The organism is Gemmatimonadota bacterium (genome assembly GCA_026702745.1).
Taxonomy (GTDB): Bacteria; JAAXHH01; JAAXHH01; order JAAXHH01; family JAAXHH01; genus JAAXHH01.
On record JAPPBT010000079.1, the window covers coordinates 19,704 to 46,703 of the forward strand.

28 protein-coding genes are annotated in these 27,000 nt (G+C 65.0%); 25 read left to right on the forward strand and 3 right to left on the reverse strand.

Annotation, left to right across the window (positions count from 1 at the left end):
* Positions 1–8 precede the first annotated feature (8 nt).
* Together OXH56_13380 and pheA are read left to right on the forward strand one after the other, a co-directional pair.
* Entirely contained in the window at positions 9–872 is an 864-nt protein-coding gene (locus OXH56_13380) for a prephenate dehydrogenase (GenBank protein ID MCY3556298.1), read from the forward strand.
* Positions 869–1,711 carry a prephenate dehydratase gene (gene pheA, locus OXH56_13385; GenBank protein MCY3556299.1) on the forward strand — a complete coding sequence of 281 codons (843 nt, stop codon included), beginning with the start codon at positions 869–871 and terminating at the stop codon, positions 1,709–1,711. Before OXH56_13380 ends, pheA begins: the two co-directional genes overlap by 4 nt.
* A 19-nt stretch (positions 1,712–1,730) precedes the next feature.
* Here pheA and OXH56_13390 read toward each other — a convergent pair whose 3' ends face one another.
* Entirely contained in the window at positions 1,731–3,530 is a 1,800-nt protein-coding gene (locus tag OXH56_13390; GenBank protein MCY3556300.1) for an NFACT RNA binding domain-containing protein, read from the reverse strand.
* A 346-nt stretch (positions 3,531–3,876) separates the two neighbouring features.
* On the opposite strand from OXH56_13390, the gene OXH56_13395 reads away from it, so the two are divergent.
* The 20 genes from OXH56_13395 (at position 3,877) to OXH56_13490 (ending at position 20,495) form a co-directional block, all read left to right on the forward strand.
* A complete protein-coding gene (locus OXH56_13395; GenBank protein ID MCY3556301.1) occupies positions 3,877–4,743 on the forward strand; it encodes a YicC family protein in 867 nt (288 codons plus the stop codon).
* Complete coding sequence (gene gmk, locus OXH56_13400) at positions 4,736–5,389, forward strand: guanylate kinase (protein MCY3556302.1); 654 nt, start codon at positions 4,736–4,738, stop codon at positions 5,387–5,389. The genes OXH56_13395 and gmk overlap by 8 nt, the downstream gene beginning before the upstream one ends.
* A complete protein-coding gene (locus tag OXH56_13405; protein MCY3556303.1) occupies positions 5,386–5,628 on the forward strand; it encodes a hypothetical protein in 243 nt (80 codons plus the stop codon). Before gmk ends, OXH56_13405 begins: the two co-directional genes overlap by 4 nt.
* 14 nt (positions 5,629–5,642) lie before the next feature.
* Complete coding sequence (coaBC, locus tag OXH56_13410) at positions 5,643–6,860, forward strand: bifunctional phosphopantothenoylcysteine decarboxylase/phosphopantothenate--cysteine ligase CoaBC (protein ID MCY3556304.1); 1,218 nt, start codon at positions 5,643–5,645, stop codon at positions 6,858–6,860.
* The gene (locus OXH56_13415) at positions 6,857–7,804 is read left to right on the forward strand and encodes a uracil-DNA glycosylase (protein ID MCY3556305.1); all 948 of its coding nucleotides are present in this window, start codon (positions 6,857–6,859) and stop codon (positions 7,802–7,804) included. Before coaBC ends, OXH56_13415 begins: the two co-directional genes overlap by 4 nt.
* Positions 7,801–9,162 carry a replicative DNA helicase gene (dnaB, locus tag OXH56_13420; GenBank protein ID MCY3556306.1) on the forward strand — a complete coding sequence of 454 codons (1,362 nt, stop codon included), beginning with the start codon at positions 7,801–7,803 and terminating at the stop codon, positions 9,160–9,162. Before OXH56_13415 ends, dnaB begins: the two co-directional genes overlap by 4 nt.
* Before the next feature lie 33 nt (positions 9,163–9,195).
* Positions 9,196–9,942 carry an ABC transporter ATP-binding protein gene (locus tag OXH56_13425; GenBank protein MCY3556307.1) on the forward strand — a complete coding sequence of 249 codons (747 nt, stop codon included), beginning with the start codon at positions 9,196–9,198 and terminating at the stop codon, positions 9,940–9,942.
* Positions 9,943–9,981: 39 nt separating this feature from the next.
* Positions 9,982–11,184 carry a tRNA guanosine(34) transglycosylase Tgt gene (gene tgt, locus OXH56_13430; GenBank protein ID MCY3556308.1) on the forward strand — a complete coding sequence of 401 codons (1,203 nt, stop codon included), beginning with the start codon at positions 9,982–9,984 and terminating at the stop codon, positions 11,182–11,184.
* The gene (gene yajC, locus OXH56_13435; protein ID MCY3556309.1) at positions 11,181–11,516 is read left to right on the forward strand and encodes a preprotein translocase subunit YajC; all 336 of its coding nucleotides are present in this window, start codon (positions 11,181–11,183) and stop codon (positions 11,514–11,516) included. The genes tgt and yajC overlap by 4 nt, the downstream gene beginning before the upstream one ends.
* Before the next feature lie 23 nt (positions 11,517–11,539).
* Positions 11,540–12,094: a peptide deformylase gene (gene def, locus OXH56_13440; GenBank protein MCY3556310.1), complete on the forward strand. Its 555-nt coding sequence runs from the start codon at positions 11,540–11,542 to the stop codon at positions 12,092–12,094.
* Position 12,095: 1 nt separating this feature from the next.
* On the forward strand, positions 12,096–13,043 hold the full coding sequence (fmt, locus tag OXH56_13445) for a methionyl-tRNA formyltransferase (protein ID MCY3556311.1): 948 nt from the start codon (positions 12,096–12,098) through the stop codon (positions 13,041–13,043).
* Positions 13,044–13,104: 61 nt separating this feature from the next.
* Complete coding sequence (gene rsmB, locus OXH56_13450; GenBank protein ID MCY3556312.1) at positions 13,105–14,550, forward strand: 16S rRNA (cytosine(967)-C(5))-methyltransferase RsmB; 1,446 nt, start codon at positions 13,105–13,107, stop codon at positions 14,548–14,550.
* A gap of 86 nt (positions 14,551–14,636) precedes the next feature.
* Positions 14,637–15,974: a signal recognition particle protein gene (ffh, locus tag OXH56_13455; protein ID MCY3556313.1), complete on the forward strand. Its 1,338-nt coding sequence runs from the start codon at positions 14,637–14,639 to the stop codon at positions 15,972–15,974.
* 15 nt (positions 15,975–15,989) lie between these two features.
* Entirely contained in the window at positions 15,990–16,274 is a 285-nt protein-coding gene (rpsP, locus tag OXH56_13460; GenBank protein MCY3556314.1) for a 30S ribosomal protein S16, read from the forward strand.
* Between the two features lie 85 nt (positions 16,275–16,359).
* Positions 16,360–16,872, forward strand: coding sequence for a ribosome maturation factor RimM (rimM, locus tag OXH56_13465; protein ID MCY3556315.1), 513 nt, complete (start codon positions 16,360–16,362; stop codon positions 16,870–16,872).
* An 11-nt stretch (positions 16,873–16,883) separates the two neighbouring features.
* Positions 16,884–17,711 carry a tRNA (guanosine(37)-N1)-methyltransferase TrmD gene (gene trmD / locus OXH56_13470; GenBank protein MCY3556316.1) on the forward strand — a complete coding sequence of 276 codons (828 nt, stop codon included), beginning with the start codon at positions 16,884–16,886 and terminating at the stop codon, positions 17,709–17,711.
* Between the two features lie 38 nt (positions 17,712–17,749).
* The gene (rplS, locus tag OXH56_13475; GenBank protein ID MCY3556317.1) at positions 17,750–18,094 is read left to right on the forward strand and encodes a 50S ribosomal protein L19; all 345 of its coding nucleotides are present in this window, start codon (positions 17,750–17,752) and stop codon (positions 18,092–18,094) included.
* 2 nt (positions 18,095–18,096) lie between these two features.
* Positions 18,097–18,741 (forward strand): ribonuclease HII, encoded by a 645-nt coding sequence (locus OXH56_13480; GenBank protein ID MCY3556318.1) that lies wholly within the window; start codon positions 18,097–18,099, stop codon positions 18,739–18,741.
* An 82-nt stretch (positions 18,742–18,823) separates the two neighbouring features.
* Positions 18,824–19,198 carry a YraN family protein gene (locus OXH56_13485; GenBank protein MCY3556319.1) on the forward strand — a complete coding sequence of 125 codons (375 nt, stop codon included), beginning with the start codon at positions 18,824–18,826 and terminating at the stop codon, positions 19,196–19,198.
* Positions 19,199–19,319: 121 nt separating this feature from the next.
* Positions 19,320–20,495, forward strand: coding sequence for a CehA/McbA family metallohydrolase (locus OXH56_13490; protein MCY3556320.1), 1,176 nt, complete (start codon positions 19,320–19,322; stop codon positions 20,493–20,495).
* Positions 20,496–20,524: 29 nt separating this feature from the next.
* Here OXH56_13490 and pyrC read toward each other — a convergent pair whose 3' ends face one another.
* Together pyrC and OXH56_13500 are read right to left on the reverse strand one after the other, a co-directional pair.
* Positions 20,525–21,532, reverse strand: a complete 1,008-nt coding sequence (pyrC, locus tag OXH56_13495) for a dihydroorotase (GenBank protein ID MCY3556321.1) — start codon at positions 21,530–21,532, stop codon at positions 20,525–20,527.
* Between the two features lie 136 nt (positions 21,533–21,668).
* Positions 21,669–22,772: a hypothetical protein gene (locus OXH56_13500; protein ID MCY3556322.1), complete on the reverse strand. Its 1,104-nt coding sequence runs from the start codon at positions 22,770–22,772 to the stop codon at positions 21,669–21,671.
* 233 nt (positions 22,773–23,005) lie between these two features.
* Here OXH56_13500 and OXH56_13505 point away from each other — a divergent pair, with 233 nt between their 5' ends.
* The 3 genes from OXH56_13505 (at position 23,006) to OXH56_13515 (ending at position 26,995) form a co-directional block, all read left to right on the forward strand.
* Entirely contained in the window at positions 23,006–24,604 is a 1,599-nt protein-coding gene (locus OXH56_13505; protein MCY3556323.1) for a His/Gly/Thr/Pro-type tRNA ligase C-terminal domain-containing protein, read from the forward strand.
* A gap of 160 nt (positions 24,605–24,764) precedes the next feature.
* Complete coding sequence (locus OXH56_13510) at positions 24,765–25,937, forward strand: Gfo/Idh/MocA family oxidoreductase (GenBank protein MCY3556324.1); 1,173 nt, start codon at positions 24,765–24,767, stop codon at positions 25,935–25,937.
* A 56-nt stretch (positions 25,938–25,993) separates the two neighbouring features.
* Positions 25,994–26,995 (forward strand): sugar phosphate isomerase/epimerase, encoded by a 1,002-nt coding sequence (locus OXH56_13515; GenBank protein ID MCY3556325.1) that lies wholly within the window; start codon positions 25,994–25,996, stop codon positions 26,993–26,995.
* The last annotated feature ends 5 nt before the right edge of the window (positions 26,996–27,000 follow it).

The window sequence follows — 27,000 nt, forward strand, 5'->3', positions numbered from 1 at the left end:
GCTGGCCTATGCGCATTACCATTATCGGCGTGGGACTGCTGGGCGGTTCCTTCGGCATGGCGGTCCGGAAGGCGGGGGCGGCGGAACGCGTCGCGGGCGTCGACCTGGACCGGGCCGTACTGGACCGGGCCCTGGAGCGCGGCGCCATCGACGCGGGATACCTTGAAACGGCCGAAGGGGCGGAAGGCGCCGACCTGGTCGTACTCGCCACGCCCGTGCGGTCTATCCTGGACATGGTGCCCCGCCTCGCGCCGCTCCTCGGTGAGGAGACCATCCTCCTGGACCTGGGCAGCACCAAGGAGGCCATCGTTTCCGCCATAGCCGGCGAGGCCGGCATCAGGCGGTACGTCGGCGGCCACCCCATGGCGGGTACCGAGCACACCGGCATCGACCACGCCGATGACGGGCTGTTCCAGGGCGCGACCTTCGCCCTGGTTCCGCCGCCCGCGGTGGATGTAGGCGCGCTCGACCTGCTCAGGGACCTGGTCCGCCGGATCGGGGCGCGTCCCGTCGTCATTCCCGCCGAGCGCCACGACCGGATCGTCTCCGTCACCAGCCACCTGCCCTACCTGTTGTCCGTGGTGCTGGCCCTTGCCGCGGAGCAAACGGCGCGCGAGGAAGAACGCCTGGGTGAGTTCGCCGCGTCGGGATTCCGGGACACGACCCGGCTGGCTGCGTCCACCGTGCGGGTGATGGCCGACATCTGCCTGACCAACGGACGGCCCCTGCTGCGCGGCATCGAGGACGCCAGGCGGTTGCTCGACGACCTGGCGGCGCAGATCGAGGAGGGGCGCGAAACGGAACTGGTGGAGACGCTGACGAAGGCGAAGGATAGCAGGGCCGCGTTGCTGGGTGAAAGGAGGACCGATTGAAGAAGTACAGGACCGGCTTCCAGGGCGAGCTGGGAGCCTTCAGCGAAATGGCCGTGCTCGCCTATTTCGGAGACGGGGCCGAACCGGTACCCCACGGATGGTTCGACGACGTGTTCCGCGCCGTGGACGAGGGCAGCTGCGACTACGGCATGCTGCCGATCGAGAACACCCTGGCGGGCAGCATCCACGTCAACTACGACCTGATGCAGGAGCACGACCTGCAGATCGTGGGCGAAATCGTGCTCCGCATCGTCCACAACCTGATGGCGAAACCGGGTGTCCGGCCGGAGGAGCTCCGCCGGGTCCAGTCCCATCCCAAGGCGCTTGAACAGTGCGTCCGGTTCTTCCGGGAGCATCCGTCGATGAAACCCGACACCGTGTACGATACGGGCGGGGCGGCCAAGATGCTCGGGGAGGGAGATGCCCGGGACGTCGGCGTCATCGCGAGCACGCGGGCCGCGGAGCGTTACGGACTCGAGATCCTGGAAAGCGGGATCGAGGACAACGTCCAGAACTATACGCGTTTCCTGGTCCTGGGCAAAGAGCCTGAACCACCGGAGGGCGAACGCCTGAAGACCTCCATCGTGTTCTCGGTGCCCCACGAACCCGGCATGCTGTTCAAGGCCATGAGCGTCTTCGCGCTGCGGGATATCTCCATCAACAAAATCGAATCGCGGCCCCTGGTCGGATCCCCCTGGGAGTACCTGTTCTACCTGGATTTCGAGGGTCACGCGGAGAGCCTGCTCTGCAGCCGGGCGCTCAACCATCTCCGGGAGATCGCGGCAAACTACAAGCTACTGGGCTCCTATGCCGAGGGCCGCATCGTGGACCGGGTTTGATGGGAGCGTGTCAACCCCGTCAGGACGTTTCCTGCGCGTCGGCTTGCCGGAGCGCCAGCCCGGGTTCGACGAAGAGCGTTTTTTCGCGGGTGAACACGACCTGCCCGGGGCTGCCGTTTTTCATTTTCCGGACGTAACGGCGCTCCGTGTAGTCCACCGGTACCGTGGTGGAACCGCGGCCCTTGCTGTACCAGGCCGCCAGGCAGGCCGCTTCGTGGAGGGTCTTCCTGCTCGGCATCTGGGTCTTGTCCTCCCGCCGCAGGATCACGTGGGAACCGCCGAGGTTCCGCGCGTGCAGCCAGATGTCGTCCGGCGCTGCCGATTTCGTCAGCGCTTCGTTCTCCCGGCTGTTGCGGCCGACGAGCAGCAGGTGTCCACTGGAGGTGAGGTACCTCCTCGGATGGATGTCCTGCCCGGCCTTCTTGCGCGGCCGTTTCGAAGCGCCGGTTTTCGAAGTGCCGGTTTCGCGGGGCGCCTTGACCAGGTCCAATCTGATGCAGGCTCTGTAAACCTCCTCCAACCTCTCTTCATCGGCGTCGCATCCCAGCTTCGCGCGGATGCCCGTGACTTCTTCCAGGCGTTTCCGTGCCCGGGCGATGCGTTGGGCCACCGCCTTCCGGCCATCCCGGGCCTTGCGGGCCTGGCGGAAGTACCACCGGGCGTTCTCCGCCGGCGACAGGCCGGGCTTCATGGGAATAGCGACTTCCTCCCGGCCACTGCTGAAGTAGTCTTCGACCACGGCTTCCGCCGCCCCCGATTTGAGCCGGGCCAGGTGAGAGGTGATCAGCTCGCCGTACCGGCGGTATTCCTCTTCCTGCTCCACGTCAATCAGGTCCTGACCCAGGTTCTCCGCCAGGCGTTCAAGGCGCCGGGTCTCATCGCGCAAGGCCCGCTGCACGTTCTGCAGCCGTTGCCTGAACGCTTCTTCGGCCATCCGTTCTTCGTAGAAACTTTCCACCGCGACGCTGACGGATTCGTGGCGTTCCACCTGCACCTCGGGCAGGGAATGGACCGGGACCGCGGAAAGGATGCGGGCCCGCCCGTCCTCCGATCTTCCGATGCAGGGCGTCCAGTCCCGTGCCCTGACGCGGTGGACAAGCTCCTCCAGGCTCCGCCCGGTCCGCGCGATGCGGTCCTCCATGTCCGTGCCCTCAAAACCCGTCGCGTCCGAAAGGCCCGCACGGGCGAGGACCTCCCGGGCCATATCCCGGGACAGGCCCGCAAACGTGGCGGTTATATGACGCGCCAGTTCCTCCGGCGTCTCCAGGCGGTCCGCCCCGGCCATGCAATCCGTCCCGGACAGCCGTTCGACCGTGGCTTCGTCGAGGGGTGTCTTCTTCATCGGCGGTGGGAACGCGTAGGGCTCGCCGGGAACCAGCGTCCTATCCGTGCCCCGGATGCGGCGGAGGGTCTCCAGGATAACCTGTTCCGGGTCGGAGAGGAAGACCATGACGCCCCGGTTCCCGATGAGCTCGGCGATCAGGCGGTACCGGCCGGATCCCGGAGAAGGCCGGCCCCGGCAATGGAGTTGCACCACCCGTTCGAAGGGGGCTACGTCGACCTTTTCCAGCACACCGGGGATGAGATGGTCCCGCAACACGGCGAGCAGCGCGGACGACGCTGCGCCCTTCTTCGCGGCATCCGACAGATGAACCCGGGAGAAACCCGGCTGCACGGAAAGAGACAGCACGCGCCTGCCCGTGCTCATCTTCAGGACGAGGCCGATTTCCATGGGTGCGTACTGTTCGACGGCCACAATACGCGCCCCCTCAAGCTCCCCGCATTCGTCTTTCACGGCCTGCAACACCAGGGCGTCCATGACGGCTCCATCCTGATTCCGGTTCCGGTGCGATCTTTGTTCGATGACGTTCCACGCCGGCGGGACCACCGCGTTCCGCCTTTTGCTTAATATAACGGGACCGGCTACGTCATGGGTGATGATTCTTCTTTTCGGCCTGCCCGTGGCGTGCCCGGAGCGTACCCGGAGCGTACCCGGAGCGTAACCGTGGCGTGCCCGGAGCCTGCCCGGGGCGTGCCCGAAATGGGCGGGAACGCCGCCGGACGGCCACCAATATGTTATTGACAAATCGCCGTTTAGCGTGTATTTTCATGTTTCTTGGAAACAGGCGGTAACGGGGATTCAGGGGCTTTGAATGATATGCAGCATGACTGGATACGGCGCCGGGGAATCCGACCTCGCCGACGTCCGCACCGTCGTCGAACTGCGTTCGGTTAACGGCCGGTTCTGCGACATCGCGGTACGGCTGCCGAAGTCTCTGGGTTCGCTGGAAGGACGCGTGCGCGCGTACGTGCAGGACCACGTGACGCGGGGCAACGTCTCAGTGTCCATCCGGTGCGACGATGGAGAAACCAACGCCCACGGGATCAGGATCGACGCGGAGGCGGGAAGGAAGTACTGCGACGCGCTGAGGCGGCTCAAGGACGAGCTCGGCGTATCGGGCGAGGTCTCGCTGGAAATGGTCGCCGCCTACCCGGGCCTGGTTACGCCAGAAGCCGACGAAGTCGACCCGGCCGAGCGCTGGGCGGGAATCGAGGCCGCCCTGGAGCGCGCCCTCGCCGCCTTCAAGGACATGAAGCGGAACGAGGGGAAGGCGCTCGAAATTGATCTGCGCGGCAGGATACAGGCCATACAGGCCCTGCTGCGGTCGATCGAGGACCGGGCGCCGGACCGGGTGGCCGAATTCCGGGCACGCCTGCGCCATCGGATCGAAGGCCTGCTCGACGACGGACCGGTCGACCCGCAGCGCGTGGCCATGGAGATCACCCTGTTCGCGGAGCGCAGCGACGTGACCGAGGAATGCGTCCGCATGAACGCCCATTGCGGCGCCTTCCTGGAAGCGCTGGGGGACGACGGGAGTCCGGGCAGGCGCCTCAACTTCCTCATCCAGGAGATGAACCGGGAGATCAATACCATCGGATCCAAGGGCAACGATACGGAAATCAGCCATTCCGTCATCCAGGCCAAGGAAGAATTGGAGAAGGTCCGCGAACAGGTGCAGAACATTGAGTGATTCCGTCGCGCCCGGCCGCACATTGAGTGATTCCGTCGCGCCCGGCCAAACGGAGGCAAAGGGGTTCTGCCTGGTCCTCTCCGCACCGTCGGGTACGGGAAAGACCACGATCGGCGAGTTGCTGACGACCGGTGACCCGGCCATCGTCCGGTCCGTATCCATGACGACCCGGATGAAGCGGCCGAACGAGCGGGAAGGGATCGATTACCAGTTTGTCAGCGCGGATGAATTCAAGGAGAAGATACGTCAGGGCGACTTTCTCGAATGGGCGGAAGTTTACGACGGGGTGCTGTACGGTACCCCACGGGACGCCGTCGAGCAAATCATCCGGTCCGGGGGCGTGGCCCTGCTGGTCATTGACGTCCAGGGCGGAGGGGCCGTCAAGGCCATTTTCCCGGAGGCCGTTCTCGTCTTCCTCATTCCGCCATCCCTGGACAGCCTGGCGCGGCGGTTGAAACAGCGAGGCCTGGAAACGGACGATCAGATCCGCAAGCGACTGGAAAAGGCGCGCACCGAGATGAAGTACCTGCCCGCGTATGACTACGGGGTCGACAATGAAGACGGCAAGCAGCAGTCCACCGTTGACGCCATTCGGGGGATCATAGCCGCCGAACGGCGTCGCATCAGCCGATGGGAGCAGCCATGAACGCCACGAAAACCACACAGTACATTTCCCAGGAGCGCATGAGGGACGTCGCCGACAACATCTACGAGGCCGTCATGGTGACGGCCATGGAGGCACGGAGAATCAACCTCCATAACAAGATGCTGGGCACGCAGGACGACCGCGCCGAGAAAGTGACGACCCAGGCGCTGGACCGGTTGCTCGGTGACGAGTTGAACTACGACTACCAGCCGGCCGAGGAAGACGAGGCCGTGGAGTAAGGCAGGAGCTTTCGATGTCCAGGTTGAAAGGACGCCGGATCGTCCTCGGCGTGACGGGCAGCATTTCGGCCTACAAGGCGGCGGAAGTAGTCCGCGGGCTCATCCGGGAACAGGCGGACGTCCGGGTGGTGATGACCCGTGAAGCCGGTGCGTTCGTCGGTGCCGTAACCTTCAGCGCGCTGACCGCCCATCCCGTGGCCGTCGAGCAGTTTCCCGATACCGGGATGGCTGGCGAAGAACACGTCGATCTCGCGGTCTGGGCCGATACGGTGGTCATCGCGCCCGCCACGGCCAATATCATCGGCAAGATGGCGAACGGGCTGGGCGACGACCTGCTCTCCTCCGTGATGCTGGCCTGCGAAGCGCCCTGCTGCCTGGCGCCGGCCATGAATTTCCGCATGTGGAGAAACGAGGCCGTCCAGTCGAATCTCGACCGCCTCCGGAGTCGTGGCGTTCACGTCGTCGAACCGGAATTCGGCCTGCTGGCCAACGGCGAAGAGGGGGACGGGAGGCTGGCGGCGCCGGAGCATATCGTGGAAGCGATCGCCATTCTCGCCGATCCCGACCACGACCTGGCCGGATGTAACGTGCTGGTGAGCGCCGGCCCCACGGCGGAGGACATCGATCCCGTCCGGTGCGTGACGAACCGCTCCAGCGGAAAGATGGGTTACGCCCTCGCAAGGGCCGCGGTCCGGCGCGGCGCGTCGGTCACGCTCGTGGCGGGACCCACGAACCTCCAGGATCCCTACGGGGTTGCAGTCGAACACGTCCGGACCGCCGGTGAAATGCGCGAAGCCGTCCTGGCCAACCGCGAAGGCCAGCACGCCGTGATCATGGCTGCGGCCGTGGCGGATTACCGGCCGGGTGACCAGTCCCCCCGGAAGATGAAGAAGACGCAGGATCGTCTCACGTTGGAAATGACGCGGACCACCGATATCCTCGCGGAAGTGGCCGCCGACCGGCCGCCTGTGCTGATCGGCTTCGCCGCGGAGACCCATGACGGTCTTGAATACGCGCGCAGGAAGCTGGCGGAGAAGGACCTGGACCTGGTGGTCTACAACGACCTCACCGCCGAGGGTGCCGGGTTCGGAACGGATACGAACATCGTCACCCTGATACGCCACGACGGCCGCGAGGAATCCCTGCCCCTGCAGTCCAAGTCCGACGTGGCGGACCGCGTCATGGACGAAGTCGCCGCCCTGCTGAGAAACCGGGAAGTCGTTCCCGCATGAACAACCAAGCGTCGCTGTCCGACCTGATACGCCAGACCGTCGAGGCCGTGAGGCAGGAAGAAGAGCAGGGTCTCGAATCGCTCTACCTGCCGGAGGGCCTGGACGGGGCGCTTCCGCTGCCGGAACAGAGGGGGTTGCCTCGTTCCGAACAACCGGGCCAACCTGCCGGGGCCGGGCGAGCGGCCCAGGCGGGCCAACCTGCCCGGAGCAGCCAGACTGCCCCGACCGCTCAACCTGCCCGAAGTGGCCAACCTGTACGGCCGGGCCAACCTGCCGGGGCCGGGCGAGCGGCCCCTGTGGCCCCTGTGGCCCCTGTGGCCCAGGCGCCCCAGGCGCCCCAGACGGACCCGGCAACGTCCCTCGAGGCTCTGTATGCGAAATACCATCGCTGCACGGCCTGCGCGCTGGGATTCAAGCGAAAGCACTTTGTATTCGGTACCGGGAACGAGCACGCCGACGTGATGTTCGTGGGCGAAGCGCCCGGCGCCCAGGAAGACGAACAGGGCCAGCCCTTCGTGGGCCAGGCGGGAAAGCTGCTGACCCGCATCCTGAACGCCATTGATTTCACCCGGGACGAGGTGTACATCACCAACATCCTGAAATGCCGGCCGCCGAACAACCGCGACCCGATGCCCGAAGAGATCGACGCGTGCGACGCCATCCTGAAGGAGCAGATCCGGCTCGTCCGACCCAGGTTGATCTGCGCCCTCGGCCGCGTCGCGGCCCAGGCCCTGCTCGGGAAGAACGATTCGATTCGGTCGCTGCGGGGCAGGTTCCACGACTATCACGGCATCAGACTGCTGGTGACGTACCACCCTTCCGGCCTGCTGCGCAATGCGGCCTACAAGCGGCCGACCTGGGAAGACGTGCAGATGTTGCGGAAGGAATACGACCGTATCGCGCAGTCCGATGCGCAGGCGACCCCGGGAGCTGAGGTCTCATGAACAGCCAGAGCGACGGGGCGGAGCGACTTCCGCCACAGGCCGTGGAAGCGGAGGCGGCGGTCCTGGGCGCCATGCTGCTGGAGCAGGACGCCATATCGATCGCCCTCGAGATCCTGGACGATACCGCGTTCTACCGAGAGGCGCACCGCAAGATCTTCAACGCCATCATTGCCCTGTACGACCGGAACGAACCCACCGACGTGATCACCCTGAGCGAAGAGCTGGAGAAGCGGCATGAACTGCCCGCCGTGGGGGGATCCTTCTACCTGGTCGGCCTGACGGAAGGCGTTTCGACTGCGGCCAACGTGGAATATCACGCCCGGATTGTGCTCGAGAAGTCCCAGGGACGCAAGCTGATCAACGTGGCGACCCAGATCGCCTCCCGGGCCTATGAATCGTCGGAAGACACCGCGGAACTGCTGGACGACGCCGAACGGATGGTGTTCTCCCTGTCCCAGCGCGACGCCCGACGCGGCTTCACCCAGCTCAATCCCATTCTGCACGACACCTTCGAGAACATCGAAAAGCTCCATGAGCAGGACACCACCGTGACCGGCGTGCCCACGGGCTTCACCCGGCTGGACGAGATGACCGCCGGCTTCCAGCGCGGGGACCTGGTCATCATCGCGGCCCGGCCGGCCATGGGGAAGACAGCCCTCTGCCTGAACATCATCCGCCACGTGGCGGTGGAGGCCGGGGTCGGCGTCGGCCTGTTCAGCCTCGAGATGACCAGCCACCAGCTGGCCCAGCGGATGCTCTGCAGCGAGGCTCGTGTGGATTCCCACTTGATGCGCACCGGCCGGCTGCCGGGAGACGCGTGGTCGAACCTGAGCATCGCGGTTGGGGCCCTCGCCACCGCGCCGGTGTACATCGACGAGACCCCGGCGTTGTCGGTTACCGAAATGCGTTCCCGGGCGCGCAGGCTGATGTCCGAGCATGACGACATCGGCCTGCTGGCCGTCGACTACATGCAGCTCATGCGGGGCCCGAACGACGCGGAGAACAGGCAGCAGGAGATCTCCGCCATCTCCCGGAACATGAAGGCCCTGGCCAAGGAGCTGGACGTCCCGATCGTCGCGCTGTCGCAGCTTTCCAGGGCGGTGGAGATCCGCGGCGGGGACGGTAGGCCGCAGTTGTCGGACTTGAGGGAGTCGGGCGCGATCGAACAGGACGCCGACGTGGTGCTGTTCATCTACCGGCCCGCCCGTTACGCAGACGGCGAGGAACAGGAGCAGAACCAGGCGGAAATCATCATCGGCAAGCAGCGCAACGGTCCCGTCGGAACGGTGGACCTGGTCTTCGTGGACCGTTTCGCCCGTTTCGAGAACCCGGATCTCTATCACGAAGACCCGGGCTGACCGTTCTTCCCGCGTTACGATCTCTACCCGCTCATGATCGAAATCGTACACTTGAGAAAAGCCTTCGGGAAACCGGTGCTGAAGGATGTCAACCTGACCATCGAGTCCGGGGAGACCATGGTCATCATCGGCCGGAGCGGATGCGGTAAGAGCGTGCTGCTCAAGCACATCACAGGCCTGCTGCACCCGGACGGCGGAACGCTGCTGGTGGACGGCAGGGACGTGACCAGGCTGTACGGCACGAAGCTGGACGAAATCCGGAAGCGGTTCGGTTTCCTGTTCCAGGGCGGCGCCCTCTTCGATTCCATGACCGTGGGCGAGAACGTGGGGATCGCCCTGAAGGTACACACCGACCGGACCGAGGCGGAGATCAACGAACGGGTCCGGACCTGCCTCCAGATGGTCGGCCTGTCTGACGTGGAGGAACAGAAGCCGGCGGAACTTTCGGGCGGCATGCGCAAGAGAGTGGGACTCGCCAGGGCGATCGCCATGAACCCGGAGTACATTCTCTACGACGAACCCACTACGGGTTTGGATCCCATCATGGCGGACATCATCAACGACCTGATCCTGGACATGAACCAACGGCTGTCGGTGACGGCGATCGCAGTGACCCACGACATGATCAGCGCGTACAAGATCGCGGACCGCATCGCCATGCTCCACGACGGGGTGATTCACATGGTGGGGACACCGGACGAGATCCGGAACTGTGACGACGCGCTGGTGCAACAGTTCATCCTGGGCCGCGGCGAAGGCCCCATCAAATCGCTGGAATAGTCATGGACCAATCGACTGGAGGATCGCGGGTCTCGCGGTATGGCTTCGCTGGCCTTTAACCTGCTCGCCCGGGACCCGGCTTCCAACGCCCGGGCCGGCCGCATGACGACCCCCCACGGCGAAATCCGCACGCCGGTGTTCATGCCCGTGGGGACCCAGGCGACGGTGAAGACGCTGACGCCGGAGGAACTCGAGGCCGCCGGCGCGCAGATCATACTCGGCAACACCTACCACCTGTTTCTCAGGCCCGGACATGCGTTGATCCGGGAGATGGGCGGGCTGCACGGCTTCATGAACTGGCGGCGGCCCCTGTTGACCGACAGCGGGGGCTACCAGGTGTTCAGCCTTTCGGACCTCAAGTCCATTCAGGAAGAGGGGGTGACCTTCCAATCGCATATCGACGGCTCGCGGCACCTGTTCACGCCGGAGTCCGTCATGGAAATAGAGACCGCACTCGGCGCCGATATCATCGCGCCCCTCGACGAGTGTCCACCCTATCCCTGCGACTACGGTTACGCGAAGGATTCCGCCGCCCTGACGTTGCGATGGGCCGAGCGGTCCCAAAAGCGTTTCGACGAACTGGAGGGAGAAAGGGCGCATCCCCAGGCGCTGTTCGGCATCGTGCAGGGAAGCGTCTACGAAGACCTCCGGGTCGACTGCGCGCGGTCGCTGGTGGACCGGGGATTTGACGCCTACGCCATCGGAGGGATGTCGATCGGGGAGCCGAAATCGGCCATGGCGGACCTGATCGACGCCACCGTAGAACACCTGCCGGAAGACCGGCCCCGTTACCTGATGGGCGCCGGCACGCCGGAAGACCTCGTCGACGCCGTGGGACGGGGTATCGACATGTTCGACTGCGTCATTCCCACCCGCGAGGGCCGGAACGGCGCGCTTTACACGCGCTCCGGACGCATCAATATCTATAACGCTCGCTTCAGGGCCGATGACGGACCGATCGATTCATCCTGTTCCTGTTATGCCTGCCGGACCTTCAGCCGCTCGTACATCCGGCACCTTTACCGCGCGGGAGAAATACTGGGTCCGAGAATGGGGACTCTGCACAACATCCACTTCTACGTCGGCCTGGTCTCCGAGATGAGAAAAGCCATCCTGGAAGGCCGTTTTGGCGCGTGGAGCAGGTCGTTTCTGACCGCGTATCGCAGTGAGACCGCAAGAAGTGAGACCGCAAGAAGTGAGACCGCAAGAAGTGAGACCGCAAGAAAGGAGCAACCCCAGTGATTCAAGATGCCTTTGCCATGGGCCCCGGCGGTGGCGGAGACGCTTCCGGACCGGGTTTCCTGATCTCCATGATCCCCATCCTGTTGATGTTCGCGATCATCTACCTTCTGCTGATCCGTCCCCAGCAGAAGCGTCAGCGGGAACACCAGGCCATGCTGGACGCCCTGCAGAACGGGGACAAGGTGGTGACGCAGGGCGGGATCATCGGTGTCGTTACCGGACTGAAGGCGGACACGGTCACGGTGCGTATCGCCGACGACGTCCGCATCGACCTGCAACGCAGCGCCATTTCCCGCCTGATCAGCAGCAAGAAGGGCGGCAAGGAAGAGTAGGAAAGGAATAACAGGAAGCAGCCATGGCGGTCAGACCCATTCGCATATACGGCGACCCGGTACTCCGGGAAAAGTCCCGCCCGGTGGGGGAGATATCTTCGGCGCTGCGCCTCCTCGCCGGGGACCTGGTCGACACCATGTACGACGCGGAGGGTGTCGGGCTTGCGGCTCCGCAGGTCGGGGAGCCCGTCCGCATGTACGCGGTGAACCTCGGGGCGATCGGTCCGGAACTCTTCCTGGACCGCCGTGGGCCGTCCCTGGACGAAGAGCCGGAACACCTGGTGCTGGTGAACCCGCGCGTCGTCAAGCAGGAAGGCGCGCAGACGGGAGACGAGGGGTGCCTGAGTTTTCCCGATCTGTTCGACAAGGTGACCCGGCCCGAGGTCGTGCGCGTCGAGGCGACGGACCTGGACGGACGCCCCGTCGAGATCGAGGGCAGCGGACTGCTTGCGCGGGTCCTGGTCCATGAGTACGACCACCTGGAGGGCGTCCTGTTCATCGATCACCTCAGCAAGCTCCGCCAGCAGTTCCTCCGCGGCAAGCTGAGGAAGCTCAAGGAGAGCGGTCAGGCGGTCTGATATGCGCGTGGTCTACATGGGTACGCCCGCCTTCGCGGTGCCAAGCCTCGAGGCGCTGATCGGCCGCCCGGAACACGAGGTGGCCGGCGTCGTCACCGGCCCCGACCGACCGAAGGGGCGGGGATTGAAGACCGCGCCTTCACCGGTGAAGGAAACCGCCCTACGGCATGGTATACCGCTCTGGCAGCCGGAGAAGTTGCGCGACCCGGGTTTCCTGGACGCCCTTCGGTCCCTGGACGCCGGCCTGTTCGTGGTCGTGGCCTTCCGCATCCTGCCGGACGAACTGCTGGCCATCCCCCCGCGCGGCACGATCAACCTGCATCCTTCCCTCCTGCCCCGGTACCGCGGCGCGGCGCCCATCCAGTGGGCGGTGATGAACGGGGACGAGGTTACGGGCGTCACCACGTTCCTGGTCGAAAGGAAGGTGGACACGGGCGACATCCTCTGCCAGGAGACCGTGCCGATCGGACCGGAAGAAACCGCCGGCGGACTGCACGACCGACTGTCCCGCACCGGCGCGGACCTGCTCCTGCGCACGGTGGATCGGGTGGCGGACGGCCGCATAACGCCGCGTCCGCAACGGGGCGAAGCGTCGCCCGCGCCGAGGATCTCCCGGGAGGACGGCCGCATAGACTGGCGGCTGCCGGCCCGTGCCATACACAACAGGGTGCGCGGCCTGAACCCAATCCCCATGGCCTTCACCACCTGGCGCGGCCAGCGCCTCCGGGTTATTTCGAGTCAGCCCCTCAGCCTGAAAGGGGAAGGGGAAGGGGGCGGGCCGCCCGGAGAGATCGTCTCCGCCGACGAACGCCGGGGCATCACGGTGCAGACCGGAGAAGGCGGGTTGAGGCTGACCATGGTGCAGCCCGAGGGCCGGAGCAGGATCGAAGGCGCGGAATTTGTGAGAGGATACCGGCCCGTAGCAGGCGACCTTCTCGGCGGCTCCTAGCGTCCGCGGTCCGCGGTCGAGCACGGCCGGACAGCACCGTCCTGAGCACGGAACCTCTATCATGGTTCGACCTGACCACGAAACGCCGACCGAGGCCGGAGAGAACGCGCCATCGGTGCGCGAGACTGCCCCATCGGTGCGCGAGACTGCCCCATCGGTGCGCGAGACTGCCTCATCGGTGCGCGAGATCGCGTTGAAAGCGCTGCATCGCGCGGAAGATCGGGACATGGGGCCGCGGGATGCCCTCCATGCCCTCTTCCGGCGGCACGATTACCCGGCCCGGGACCGGGCCTTCGCGACTGAACTGGTATACGGTTCCATCCGCTGGCGCCGCCGCCTGGACTGGATGCTTGGCCGGCTGCTGCGTGGCAAACCGGAGTCGTTGACGCCGTGGATCCGCCTGATCCTCCACATGGGCCTGTACCAGTTGATGATGATGGACCAGGTCCCCGACGCCGCCGCCACCCATGAATCCGTGCAACTCGCCAAGCGCTACGGGCACGAAGGCACCGTCCGCCTGACCAACGCGATCCTGAGGTCGGCCATCCGGCAGCGGGACCAGCTTTCGCGGCCACCGCATGGGGGAGACCCCGTCTCGGACCTCGGCATTACCCATTCCTATCCCGATTGGCTGGCGAAGCGATGGATCGATCGGTACGGCGTGGAATCCGCCGCCGCCCTCATGGAGGCCGGGAACCGGCCGCCGACCCTGTCCGCTCGGGTCAACACGGCGAGGTCCACGCCGCAGGACCTCGCCGCATCGCTTGCGTTGCACGGCATCCAGGTGGAGCCGGGGCGATGGCTCGATGATTTCCTGATTCTTAGGCACGCGGGCGAACTGCACGGACTGGCCGCACATGAGGCGGGACTTTTCCAGGTACAGGACGAAAGCGCGGGTCTCGCGGTGAGGCTTTTGGGCCCGAAAGTGGGCGAGAACGTTGTCGATTTATGTTGCGCTCCGGGCGGAAAAACAACATATATTGCGCAAATTGTGGGCGCGGGCGGACGGGTGATCGCCTGCGATACGTCACCGCATCGACTCCGCCGCGTGGAGGAACACCGGCAGCGAATGGGGTTGGGGCAGGTGCGTCTTGTCGTCATGGACGGCCGGTCGCCCGGCCTGGATTTAAAGGCCGACCGGGTCCTGGTGGATGCGCCCTGTTCCGGTCTCGGCACCATCGCGCGCAGGCCCGATCTGCGGTGGCGGAGAACGGCGGAGGACATCGGCCGGCTCCGCGGCGAGCAACTGGCGTTGCTGGAGAAAGGCGCCGGCATGGTGAAGCCGGGCGGCGTCCTGGTGTACAGCACGTGCACCATCGAGCCTGAAGAGAACGAGGACGTCGTGGCCGCGTTTTGCAGCAGGCATCCCGGTTTTCGTCCGGACAGCCCCGGCGGCTGGCCGGAGGAACTGGCCGGAGTAATGGACGGCGCGGGCCGGATCGCCACGCTTCCGCCGGTACACGGGGTGGACGGGAGTTTCGCGGCGCGGTTTCGAAAAACCGGCTGACCGCACTGGGCAGCCAGTCTGAGAAATGACGGCTGACCCTACAGGGTGGCAAGCCTGAGAAGAACCGGTTGACCGCACTGGAGCGTATCGTGTTTGAAGAACTGACCGGACGCATGGAAGGAATCGTCCGGAATCTCCGCGGCCAGGGCAAGCTGACGGAGAAGAACATCGACGACAGCCTCCGGCAGGTGCGCCGCGCCTTGCTGGAAGCCGATGTGAATTTCAAGGTAGCCCGGACCTTCATCGACTCGGTCAAGGTAAAGGCCCTGGGGCAGGGCGTGCTCAGGAACCTTTCCCCGGGGCAGCAGATGGTGGGGATCGTCCACCAGGAGCTGATCTCCCTGATGGGCGAGGAAGCCGTCGAGGTCGCCCTCGCGGAATCGCCGCCGACCATCGTCATGCTGGCCGGCCTGCAGGGGTCCGGCAAGACGACGGCCACGGGGAAGCTGGCCCTCCACTTCCTCAGTGCGGGCCACCGGCCCATACTGGCCGCGGCGGATATCTACCGGCCCGCGGCGGTGAAGCAGCTGCAGGTACTCGGCGAACAGCTGGACGTGCCGGTCGTGGCCCTCGGGGACGGCCGGTCTCCTCTGGCCATCTGCAGGGTCGCCGTGGACCGCGCGGACCGGGAGGACCACGACGTCGTCATCCTGGACACGGCGGGTCGACTGCACGTCGATGAGGAGATGATGGATGAACTCCGCGGGATCCGCGAGGCGGTACATCCCCACGAGATCCTGCTCGTGGTGGACGGGATGACGGGACAGGACGCGGTCAACGTGGCCGAGGTCTTCGACCAGCACCTTGACATCGACGGCTGTATCCTGACGAAGATGGATGGGGACGCCCGCGGCGGCGCGGCGCTGTCCATTCGGCAGATTACCCGGAAGCCCATCAAGTTCGTGGGCGTCGGCGAGAAACTGGACGCCCTGGAGTTGTTCCATCCCGAACGGATGGCGTCCCGGATCCTGGGGATGGGCGACGTGGTTTCCCTGGTCGAGCGCGCACAGGCTGCCATCGACGTGGAGGAAGCGCGCAAGCTCGAAACGAAACTACGCAAGCAGACCTTCGATCTTGAGGATTTCCGGTCGCAGCTCCAGCAACTGGGAAAAATGGGTTCCATGCAGGAACTGGTCGAAATGATGCCGGGAGTAAACAAGAGGGCGTTGAAGGATATGGACATGGATGAGAAAGCGCTCGTTCGCATGGACGCCATTCTGAGTTCCATGACCAGACACGAAAGGGCGCGCCCCGTGGTCATCAATGGCAGCAGGCGCCGCCGGATCGCGCGGGGAAGCGGCACGAGCGTACAGGAGGTGAACCAGTTACTGAAACAATACAACATGATGCAGAAAATGATGAAGCAGTTGAACCGGCCGGGCGCCCTCGAACGGCTCGGTCAGAAAATGCTGCCTTTCGGGTAGCCTAAGGAGCGGAACATGGCAGTGGCCATACGGCTTCGCCGCACGGGAGCCAAGAAGAGACCCTTTTACCGGATCGTCGTTACGGACAACAGGAAACGCCTGGGCGGCAAATACATCGAAAGCCTGGGTTACTACAACCCCATTTCGCCGGAACAGCTGGAGATGGACGTGGAAAAGGCTGTCGACTGGCTCAACCGCGGCGCCCAACCGAGCGAAACGGTGCGGTCGCTTCTGGTGAAGAGCGGCGCGATTCAGAAGTGGCGCGGCGACAACGAAGAGACGACCGAAGCGGCCGAGTAAACTGAAGCGGATCGGTCGGCGGTGTGCCGGGGCGGGCGAGAGCGGTAAAGCGGATCGGCCGGCGGTGCGCCGGGGCGGGGTGTAAGTGAGCGCAGACTGGATCAATATCGGATTCATCCGCAAACCCCACGGCCTCAAGGGCTTCGTCCGCGTGGAAGGACTGTCGGACGCACCGGACCGGTTCGCGGACCTGGTCCGGATCGGCGTGGAACTGAAGGACGGACGGCGGGAGTCGCTTGAGATCGAACGCTGCGACCGGGACGGGAACGGCTGGCGGATGAAGTTCCACGGGGTCGATAAGGCGGAGCATGCGGAACGGCTCCGCGGCGCGTACATCCAGGTGCCCGAAGAAGCCGTCGCCCCGTTGCCCCGTGACGCGTATTATGTCTTCGAACTCGAAGGCTGCGCGGTCGTTTCCGACGAAGGAGAAGAGATCGGAACCCTCCGCGAGGTGATGTCCCTGCCCGCGAACGACGTGTTCGTGGTGGACACGCCAACAGGAGAAGCGATGATCCCGGCGGTCCGGGACATCGTGGTGGAACTCGATCCCGGTGAGGACAGGATCGTCGTACGGAAGATCCCGGGATTGATCTCGTAGCGGAACTGACCATGCGTATCGACATTCTCACGGCTTTCCCGGGTGTATTCGCGGGACCCTTCGGGGAGAGTATCGTGGGCCGGGCGTGCCGGCAGGACCTGGTGGATGTCTTCGTCCACGACCTGCGGGCATTTACGATGGACCGCCACAAAACCGTCGATGACTACGCTTACGGTGGAAGCCCGGGCATGGTGCTCAAGGCGGAGCCTATATGCAGGGGCGTAAAGCATATCCGGCGGCAAGTTGACGAAGCGTCCCGGGCGTCCAGGGCTGACCAGGTCGACACGTCGTCCCGGACTGACCAGGCTGACGAACCGTCCGGGGCTGACCGGACTGACCGCTCCCGTACCGTGCTGCTGTCGGCCGGGGGCAGGCCCTTCGTGCAGGATACGGCCAGGTCCTTCGCGGAACTGGACCAGCTGGTCCTGATCTGCGGGCATTACAAGGGTGTCGACGAACGGGTGGCCACGGGCCTGGGCGCCGAGGAGTACTCCGTGGGCGATTTCGTCGTCACCGGCGGAGAGATCCCGGCCATGATGGTCGCCGACGCCGTGATCCGTCTCCTCCCCGGGGTCCTGGGCGAAATGGCTTCCGCGGTCACGGATTCGCACTACGAAGGACTGCTGGGCAACGCCGTGTACACGCGGCCGGAGAACTACCAGGAATGGCGCGTGCCCGAGGTGCTGCTTTCCGGGCACCATGGGCGCATTGAAAGATGGGAAAGGCAGGACGCCCTGAAGAAGACGTACCAGCACCGTCCCGAGTTGCTGGAAACCGTGGAATTGACCGGAGAGGATATGACTTATCTGAGAACCCTTCAACAGGACGAAAACGGGTAGCGTACCCGCGGTCGTTCGAAAGGACGGAAGTTACCATCATGAACGCATTAGACACGATCACCCAGGACCAGCTGCGGACCGACCTGCCGGAATTCCGTGCCGGAGACACCATTCGGATGGAGGTCAAGGTCCGCGAAGGCGACAAGGAACGCGTACAGCTTTTCCAGGGCGTGGTTATCCAGCGGTCCGGCTACGGCATCGGCGAGACCGTCACGGTCCGCAAGATCTCACAGGGGATCGGCGTCGAGCGCATCTTCCCGCTGCATTCGCCGTCGGTTGGAAAGATCCAGGTGCTGCGCAGGGGCAAGGTGCGGCAATCTCGCATCTACTACCTGAGGAAGCTCAAGGGCAAGGCCGCCCGGATCGCCGAGCGGCGCAACTGAGCATGGCGAAGGGCGACGCGGAGCGGAAGAGACACCGGGCCATGGCCCGCTTTGAACGGTCCCTCCTCGGTCATGGCGCGCGGCCCGCGGCCGGTGTCGACGAAGCCGGGCGGGGCGCCCTGGCCGGCCCCGTAATCGCGGCCGCCGTGATGCTGCCGGATGATGCCGTGATTCCGGGCCTGGACGATTCGAAACGCCTCACGCCCGCCAGGCGGGAGGCCCTCTACGAGAAGATAACGGCCGTTGCCACGGCCATCGGCGTCGGCCGGTCCGACCCGGCCGAGATCGACACGGTGAACATCCGCCGGGCGAACCTTATCGCCATGAAAGAAGCCGTGGAGGCCCTATCGCCGCCTCCCGGCCACCTGCTCGTCGACGGGATCGACCCCATCGACTGGCGGGGCCCCCAGACCACCGTGGTGGGAGGCGACGCACGCAGCCTCTCCATCGCGGCGGCGTCCGTCATCGCGAAGGTGACGCGGGACCGGATCATGATCGCGTGCGACCCGGAATACCCCGAATACGGATTCGCCCGTCACAAGGGTTACGGCACGGCGGCGCACCTGGCCGCGCTCGAGGACCATGGACCGTCGGCCGTGCATCGCCGCTCCTTCCTGCGGAAGAGATTCGTTTTCACCCCGGCCTGACCACTGGCTAGCATCGAATATACGCCCTGTCATCCCGTGTTGATCCCGGGCACTGATTCCGGGCATTCATCTCGAAGGCATCATGACCACATCGACGCAAATCCTGGGTTCACGCGGCGAGTCCATCGCGGAAGCCCTTCTGCGCCGAAAGGGCCATGACGTGCTGGCCAGGAATTACCGGGACCCCGTCTCCCGATGCGAAATCGACCTCATTACCCGGGACGGCGACGAACTCGTATTCGTGGAGGTCAAGGCCGGAACCGGCCGCCGGTTCGGGGACCCGCAATCCCGGGTGGACGCGAGGAAACAGCGTCATATCGCCCGGGCCGCCCGAAGGTTCCTGCAGGAACGAAGCTGGCAGGAGACGCCGTGCCGTTTCGACGTCGTCGGGATCGACCTCTCTCGGAACCCACCCGGGGTAACGCACCTGGAGCACGCATTCTGTGGTGGCGTCTGATGGGTCGAGTCCACCTTGAGGCGTAAACGAGGAGGCGCTCCTCTCCTTGTGGTTGCGGGCGGGCGAGCCGGAAGTGGCCGCTCCGGAACAGATCGGGCCTTCAAACACCGGACGGGTTGTCATGCCGAATCTGCGTAAATCGCTGAAAATACTCGTCGCGGCCGGTTTCCTGCTCTGGATCGTCGATGGGTACCTGATCATGCGGTCCGAATATCCCCGTTCCGCGCCGGACCCGGATCCCGGGCTTTCGCCGCGCTATTCCGGCGCCATCCACATCCATTCCACCTACTCCGACGGCGGGGGATCGGTCGAGGATATCGTCCGGGCGGGGCAGAACGCGGGACCGGATTTTCTCGTACTGACCGATCACGACACCATGCAACCCCTGATCGACGGCCACCAGGGGTATCATGACGGCTTGCTGCTGCTGGTGGGCGAAGAGGTCAACACCAGCGCGGGCCACCTGCTTTCCCTCGGCGTGGGCAGGGATGTGAGCCAGGACGGCCCCCTGGGGCTACCAGCAGTTGTCGAGGAGATTTCCGAATCGGGCGGTGTGTCCATCGCGGCGCACCCCACGGGCCGCCGGCCCTGGACCGACTGGACCCTGGAAGAGATGGACGGCCTGGAAGTGCTCAACGGGAACAGCGAATGGCGCGATGACGGCGTGCTGGAACTATTGCGGGCCTTTGTTTTCCTGCCGTTCATGCCCGACGGGGTCTTCAACAGCCTCATCGACCGTCCCGACGAGGCCATCCGACTCTGGATGCATCGCGCGCAGCGCCAACCGGTGACCGTGATCGGCAGTCTGGACGCCCACGAGCGCATAAAGCTCTGGGGTGAACGCCACCTGTCCTTCCCCACCTATGAACGCATGTTCGGATTGATCCGGACCTATGTGATCACCGGTACGGAACTGACGGGCGACGCCGGGGTCGACGAGAAGATCCTGTTGAACGCGATCCACCGCGGAAGTTGCTACGTGGTGTTGGAAGGATACGAGCCGGCTCCCGGTTTTTCCTTCAAGCACTCCAGGGGACCGGAGACTGAGTCCATGGGGTCCAGTGTCGAGTACCAGGACGGCGGACGGTTGCACGTGACTGCGCCGTCATCGGGCCCGGTGCGCATACGGCTGTACCGAGACGGAGTACCCCTGATCGAGACCAAAGGACATGAACTGTTCGTGGAGGTTCCCGGCCCGGGGGTCTATCACACCGAGGTCTACCAGCTTCGCAGCACCCTGTTGCGCGGCGAGCGCCAGAGGCTCTGGATCATCTCCAACGCCATCCGGTTGGAGTAGGCTGCGTCCCGTCCGCGCCACCCGGCCTTTTACCGCACTTCCGCCACCGCCCAATCCAGTTCCCTGCCGGGATACATGGGGACGACGTCGCCGTACCGCTCGGGGATGACCGCCCCGGTCTTCTCGAACACCACGGTTTTTGCAGGCGGTGCGACCCCGTAGATCCGTTTCGCGTTATCCGAGACAAAGGCCTGCAGCCGGTCCAGCGCGCCGTGTTCCTCGAAAAGCCCGACGAGCATCTGCAGGGCGATGGGGGCGGTGAAGACCCCCGCGGCGCAGCCGGCGCTCTCCTTTTTGTCGACCGGGTGGGGCGCGGAATCGCTGCCGAAAGCGAGCCCGGGATGGGCTTCGAGGGCGAGCGCGAGGAGCGCGTCGCGGTCTTCCGGCCGTTTGGCGATGGGCTTGCAGAAGAGGTGAGGGTTGAGCAGGCCGCCCGCCACGTCGTCCAGGGTGATGATCAGGTGCTGCAGGGTGACGGTGGCGGACAGGTTCTCGTGGCGATCCAGCAGCGCGGCGGACTCACGGGTCGTGATGTGTTCCATGACGATGTGCAGCCGGGGAAAGCGCGTGGCCAGGTCTTCGTAGACGGGGAGAAACGCGCGCTCCCGGTCCATGACGAAATCCGTCGTTTCGCCGTGAACCATCAGCCGGATGCCCAGGTCCTGCATCAGGGCCAGGGTGTCCTCCACGTCGCGAAGTTCGCCGACCCCTTCATCGCTGTGGGTGGTTACGCCCTCCGGGTACAGCTTGACGCCGATGATACGGTCCTTCATCGAAGCCAGTTCACTTTCGGGGTAGGGCCGCATGAACAGGGTCATGTAGGGTTCGAAGGCGTGGCGGTCCACGACCGCCCTGATTTCCCGCTCGTACCGTTCCAGACGGTCGGGGTTGTCCACGGGGGGCACCAGGTTGGGCATGATCACGCCGCCCGCGAAGGTCTCCGCGCTCAGCGGCGCCACGCGCCTCATCATGGCGCCTTCGCGGAAGTGGATGTGCATGTCCAGGGGGGATTGCAGGGAGAAGGTAGTGTTCGACATGGGATGCGCCGGGATTCCTGTAATACGCCTTCCGATATTTGGGGTCTGGGTCGTGCAACAAGGGCTTGGGTCGTGCAATAAGGACCGGGTCGTGCATCAAGAGCCGGGATCGTGCATCAAGGGCTCTGGCCGTGCTTCAAGAGCCGGGGTTGTAGAAAGGCAGGTCCGCGATTTCGGCGCGGACCGGAAGGCCGTTCACCTCGACTTCCAACGGTCCGCCTGGTCCGCCCGACGCCATGGATCTCCGCCGGACGAATCCCAGCGCGATGATCCCGTCGACCGCCTGTCCGTGGACCGCCGTGGTGATCCACCCGGCTTCCTTCCCGTCCTTCCGGATCATGGCGTCTGGCTCGGGCCGCGTTTCCCCTTCGATGACCAGTCCCGACAGCAGGCGGTTGGGGCGGCCCCGATGCTCCATCATCACGACGGGCTCCTGCCCGATGTAGCAACCCTTGGTGAAACTGACGGCCCGGTCCTTCACCGCTTCGTTGGGTATGATCCGGTCGTCCAGTTCCGCCGTGCAGCGGGGAATGCCCGCTTCCACGCGCAGGACCTCCAGGGTCTCGTATCCAATGGGTACGCAGGGAGCGCCGCCTCCCGCGCCATCTCCCGCGCCGGCGAGTAACGCCTTCCAGATTTCATCCGCACTTCCGGCGGGTACGTAGATGTCGTAATCCCGTTCGCCCGTACGATGCGCACGCGCCACCGTCGCGGGCACGCCGCTTAATTCGATCTCCCCGTGTCCGCCGGGCGGAAGCGGCGGCAGGGGACCGGCCAGGCCCTGGATGCAGTCGTCCGCCCGCCTGCCGGACACGCCGATCAGACCGTAGCAGGCAGTGACGTCCGCGATCTCGACGTCGTCCATGAGGGCGTACCGGTCGAGTGTATTCCGGAGCACGTCCGCCATCCCTGGTTCCACGTCGATGAGCAGGTCCTCTTCGCGGACATGGACCGTCATGTCCGAGATGATCTTCCCCTGGGGCGTCAGCATGCAGGCATAGACGCCCTCGCCGGCGCCGAGCTGCTCCACGTCGTTGGTCACCACGCGGTGCATGAAGCGCTGCCGGTCCGCGCCGGTCATGCGCAACTTGCCGCGGCCGGAAAGGTCGCTCAGGCCGGCGGCGGTCCGGACTGCCCGGTATTCGGCGGCGCAATCCCCGTAGTGCAGTATGGCCGGCCGGCCCTGGAAATCACCGGCGACCGCGCCGAGATCGTCGTGGCTTATGGCCGTTTCATGCATCGATAGCACCGGGTATCCGATTGAGGTTCTGGAAGCAGGATGAAACACCTTTAAAACGCTATGTATCAATGCGCGGGCACCCGGTTTCTGTCAATCTATATTTTAGGCGCGGCCAGGGCCTTTTGGGTTGACACCGCAGGGTGTTTTCGTTATGGTGAACCCGTTGTTCGCGGCGTGCCTGAAGTGCCGCGCTGCCTGCCATCTCCCCATTGTACAAACTCGAAAGGACCGCGGTGGCCGCTGTCTCGCTGGAACAACTCGTCTCCCTCTGCAAGCGCCGCGGAATCATCTACCCGGGCTCGGAAATCTATGGCGGCCTGCAGGGCCTGTACGACTACGGCCCGGTGGGCGTCGAGCTGAAGAACAACATCGTGGACTCCTGGTGGCGGCGCAACGTCTATGAGCGGGATGACATGGAGGGGCTCGACAGCGCCATCCTGATGAATCCGCTGACCTGGAAGTACTCGGGTCACGAAGAGACCTTCGTCGACCCCCTGGTGGACTGCCGCAAGTGCCAGGGACGGTGGCGCGCCGACCAGATCGGTGGGGTGTGCCCGGCCTGCGGATCCACGGACCTGACCGAGCCGCGGCCCTTCAACCTGATGTTCAAGACCCAGGTGGGTCCGGTATCTGAAGAAGGTGCTTTTGCCTACCTGCGACCTGAGACGGCCCAGGGCATATTCGTCAATTTCAACAACGTGCTGACCACCACGGCGCGCAAGCTGCCCTTCGGCATCGCCCAGGTGGGCAAGGGGTTCCGCAACGAGATCAATCCCCGCAACTTCCTGTTCCGCGTCCGGGAATTCGACATGCTGGAGATCGAGTTCTTCGTTCATCCCGGTACCGAGGACGAATGGCAGGACAGGTGGCTGGAGGACCGCCTCGCCTGGTGGGAACACATCGGCGTCAGCAGGGAAAACATCCGGATCCTTGACGTGCCGCAGGATGATCTCGCCCACTACTCGAAGAAGACCTACGACCTCATGTACCGATATCCCACCCTCGGCTTCGAGGAACTCGAGGGCATCGCGAGCCGGACGGACTTCGACCTGGGCTCCCACACGCGGTACCAGGAACAGTACGACCTCACGGCGCAAGTAGCGGAAAACCCTTCCAGCACGACCAGGCTTTCCTATTTCGATCCGCAGGCGAACCAACACGTGATCCCCTTCGTGGTCGAGCCGGCGGCGGGGGTCGGCCGCTGCCTGCTGGCCGTGCTCAGCGAAGCCTACGACGAATCCATGGTAAAAGCGCCGCCCGAAGACAAGCTTTCCGCCGTCAAGGGTGGGCTGGACGCCTTCAACGCGTCGGTCGCGAAGAACAGCAAGATGCCGGAGGAAACGCGGGAATCCCTGCTGGCCTTCGGGGAGGCGATCGCCGGCGATCTGCCCGAAAACATGCCGCGCATCGACGCGCTCCTGGCCATGTCGGGGGCGGACCGGATCAAGGAGGGCAAGACGCTGCGGAACCTGTCGCAGAAGGTCATCGGCGACCACTACCGTACGGTATTGCGGCTCAAGCCCCACCTGGCCCCGGTCAAGGTGGCGGTCTTTCCGCTGAAGCGGACCGACGAACGGCTTGCCGAAACGGCCCGGGATATCCGCCGGTCGCTGCAGTCCGGGGGCAGGATACGCACGGTGTACGACGACACCGGCGCCATCGGCAAGCTCTACCGGCGCCAGGACGAAATCGGCACGCCGCTCTGCGTCACGGTCGACTTCCAGACCTTAGATGACCAGGCGGTGACGGTCCGCGACCGGGATACCATGGCGCAGGACCGGGTGGCCATCAATGAACTGGAAGATTACGTAGCGGAAAAGCTGGCATCCTGAGCCGGGTCGCCCCGGTGGAGCAAGGGCCGCTTCGGCGGAGATAGGGTCGCCTGGCGGAGAACGGGCCGCCCGGCGGAGAACGGGCCGCCCGGCGAAGAACGTGACCGCCCCGGTGGAGATTGGGTCGCCCCGGCGGCGCGAGACGAGAAAGGAGCAATACATGGCACGGAACGTTAACGTGGGCCTGGTGGGTTATTCGTTCATGGGCAAGGCACACAGCCACGCCTTCAAGGACATGTCCTTCTTCTTCCCTGACGCGGCCGGCGTGCCGGTCATGAAGGCCATCTGCGGGCGCAACGCGGAGAACGTGAAAGGCGCGGCCGCCGAGTTCGGGTGGGAAGGATACGAGACCGACTGGAAGACGCTGATCGCCCGGGACGACATCGATCTCATCGACGTTTCGACACCGGGCGACAGCCACGCGGAGATCGCCATCGCCGCCGCCGAAGCGGGCAAGCACGTCTTCTGCGAAAAACCGCTGGCCAACACCCTCGCGGAGGCCCGCGCCATGGCCGAAGCCGTGAACCGGGCGGGCGTGAAGAGCATGGTGGCCTACAACTACCGGCGGGTGCCCGCCGTCGCGCTGGCGAAGCGGCTCATCGAAGAAGGCCGCATCGGCCAGGTGTATCACTGGCGCGCCGTCTACCTGCAGGACTGGATCATGGACCCCGACTTCCCCCTGGTCTGGCGGCTGCAGAAGGAAAAAGCCGGATCGGGCCCCCACGGCGACCTGAACGCCCACATCATCGACCTGGCCCGGTATCTCATCGGCGAGATCACCGAGGTGACGGGCATGCAGGAGACCTTCATCAAGGAGCGTCCCATCGTGGAGGAGATCGACTCGGCCCTGGGCGCGAGCGCCGGCGGTTCCACGCGGACGGGACCGGTGACCGTGGACGACACGACCCTGGCGCTGGCCCGGTTCGAGAACGGCGCCGTGGGCTCCTTCGAGGCCACGCGCTTCGCCGGCGGGCGCCGGAACGGAAACCGATTCGAGATCAACGGCAGCAAGGGCTCCATCGCCTTCAACCTGGAGAAGATGAACGAGCTCCAGTACTACAACAGGGATGACGAGGACCACGTGCAGGGCTTCCGCGAGATCATCGTGACCGAAGGCGCCCACCCCTATATGGACCGGTGGTGGCCGCCCGGACACATCATCGGCTGGGAACACACCTTCATCCACGAGGTGTACGATCTCATGCAGGCCATCGCCGGCGCCGACGACAATCTCCATCCGGATTTCGACGAAGGCGTCCGGGACCAGGCCGTGCTGGAAGCCGTTTCGCTGTCGGCTGAGAACGGCAGCTGGGTCCGGATCGCCGACCTGTAGGTTAGTGGCCACCGCGCTGTACATGGCGACTATGCATCAGAAAGGAGCAGTCAATCATGTCTCGTCCCGTAACGCTTTTTACCGGCCAGTGGGCGGACCTCACCCTCGACACACTCGCCGGGAAGGCGGCAAGCTGGGGGTTCGACGGTCTCGAGCTGGCCTGCTGGGGTGATCATTTCGACGTGAATCAGGGCGCTGAAAGCAAGGCGTACTGCGAGGACCGCAGGGCGCTGCTGGACAAGCACGGCCTGCAGGTGTTCTCCATCAGCAACCATCTCGCCGGCCAGGCGGTCTGCGACCTGATCGATGCCCGCCACGAGGCGATCCTGCCGCCCCATGTCTGGGGGGACGGGAACCCGGAAGGCGTGCGCCAACGCGCCGCCGAGGAGATGAAGCAGACCGCCCGGGCCGCCGCGAACATGGGCCTCGACGTGGCCAACGGGTTCACCGGCTCGTCGATCTGGCACCTGCTCTACTCGTTTCCGCCCGTGGACCCTTCATCCATCGACGCGGGATACGAAGACTTCGCGGCGCGCTGGAATCCGATCCTGGACGTGTTCGACGAGGTGGGCGTGAAGTTCGGCCTGGAGGTGCATCCCACGGAGATCGCCTTCGACCTCTCCTCGGCACAGCGGGCGCTGGACGCCCTGGGCAACCGCGAGGCCTTCGGATTCAACTACGACCCCAGCCACTTCGGCTACCAGGGGGTGGACTACGTCGAGTTCATCCGGACCTTCAGGGACCGCATCTACCACGTGCACATGAAGGACGTCTGGTGGTCGGAACGCCCGACCCGGGCCGGCGTCTTCGGCGGACATGTAAACTTCGGCCATTCCGACCGCTACTGGGATTTCCGGTCCCTCGGCCGCGGCAGCATCGATTTCGAGGAGATCATCCGCGCGCTGAACGAGATCGGATACCAGGGTCCCCTATCCATCGAGTGGGAGGACAGCGGCATGGACCGCGAGCACGGCGCCGAGGAAGCCTGCGCCTTCACGAAGGGCGTCGACTTTCCTCCGTCCGACGTGGCCTTCGACGCCGCCTTCGCCGAAGAGTGACCAAC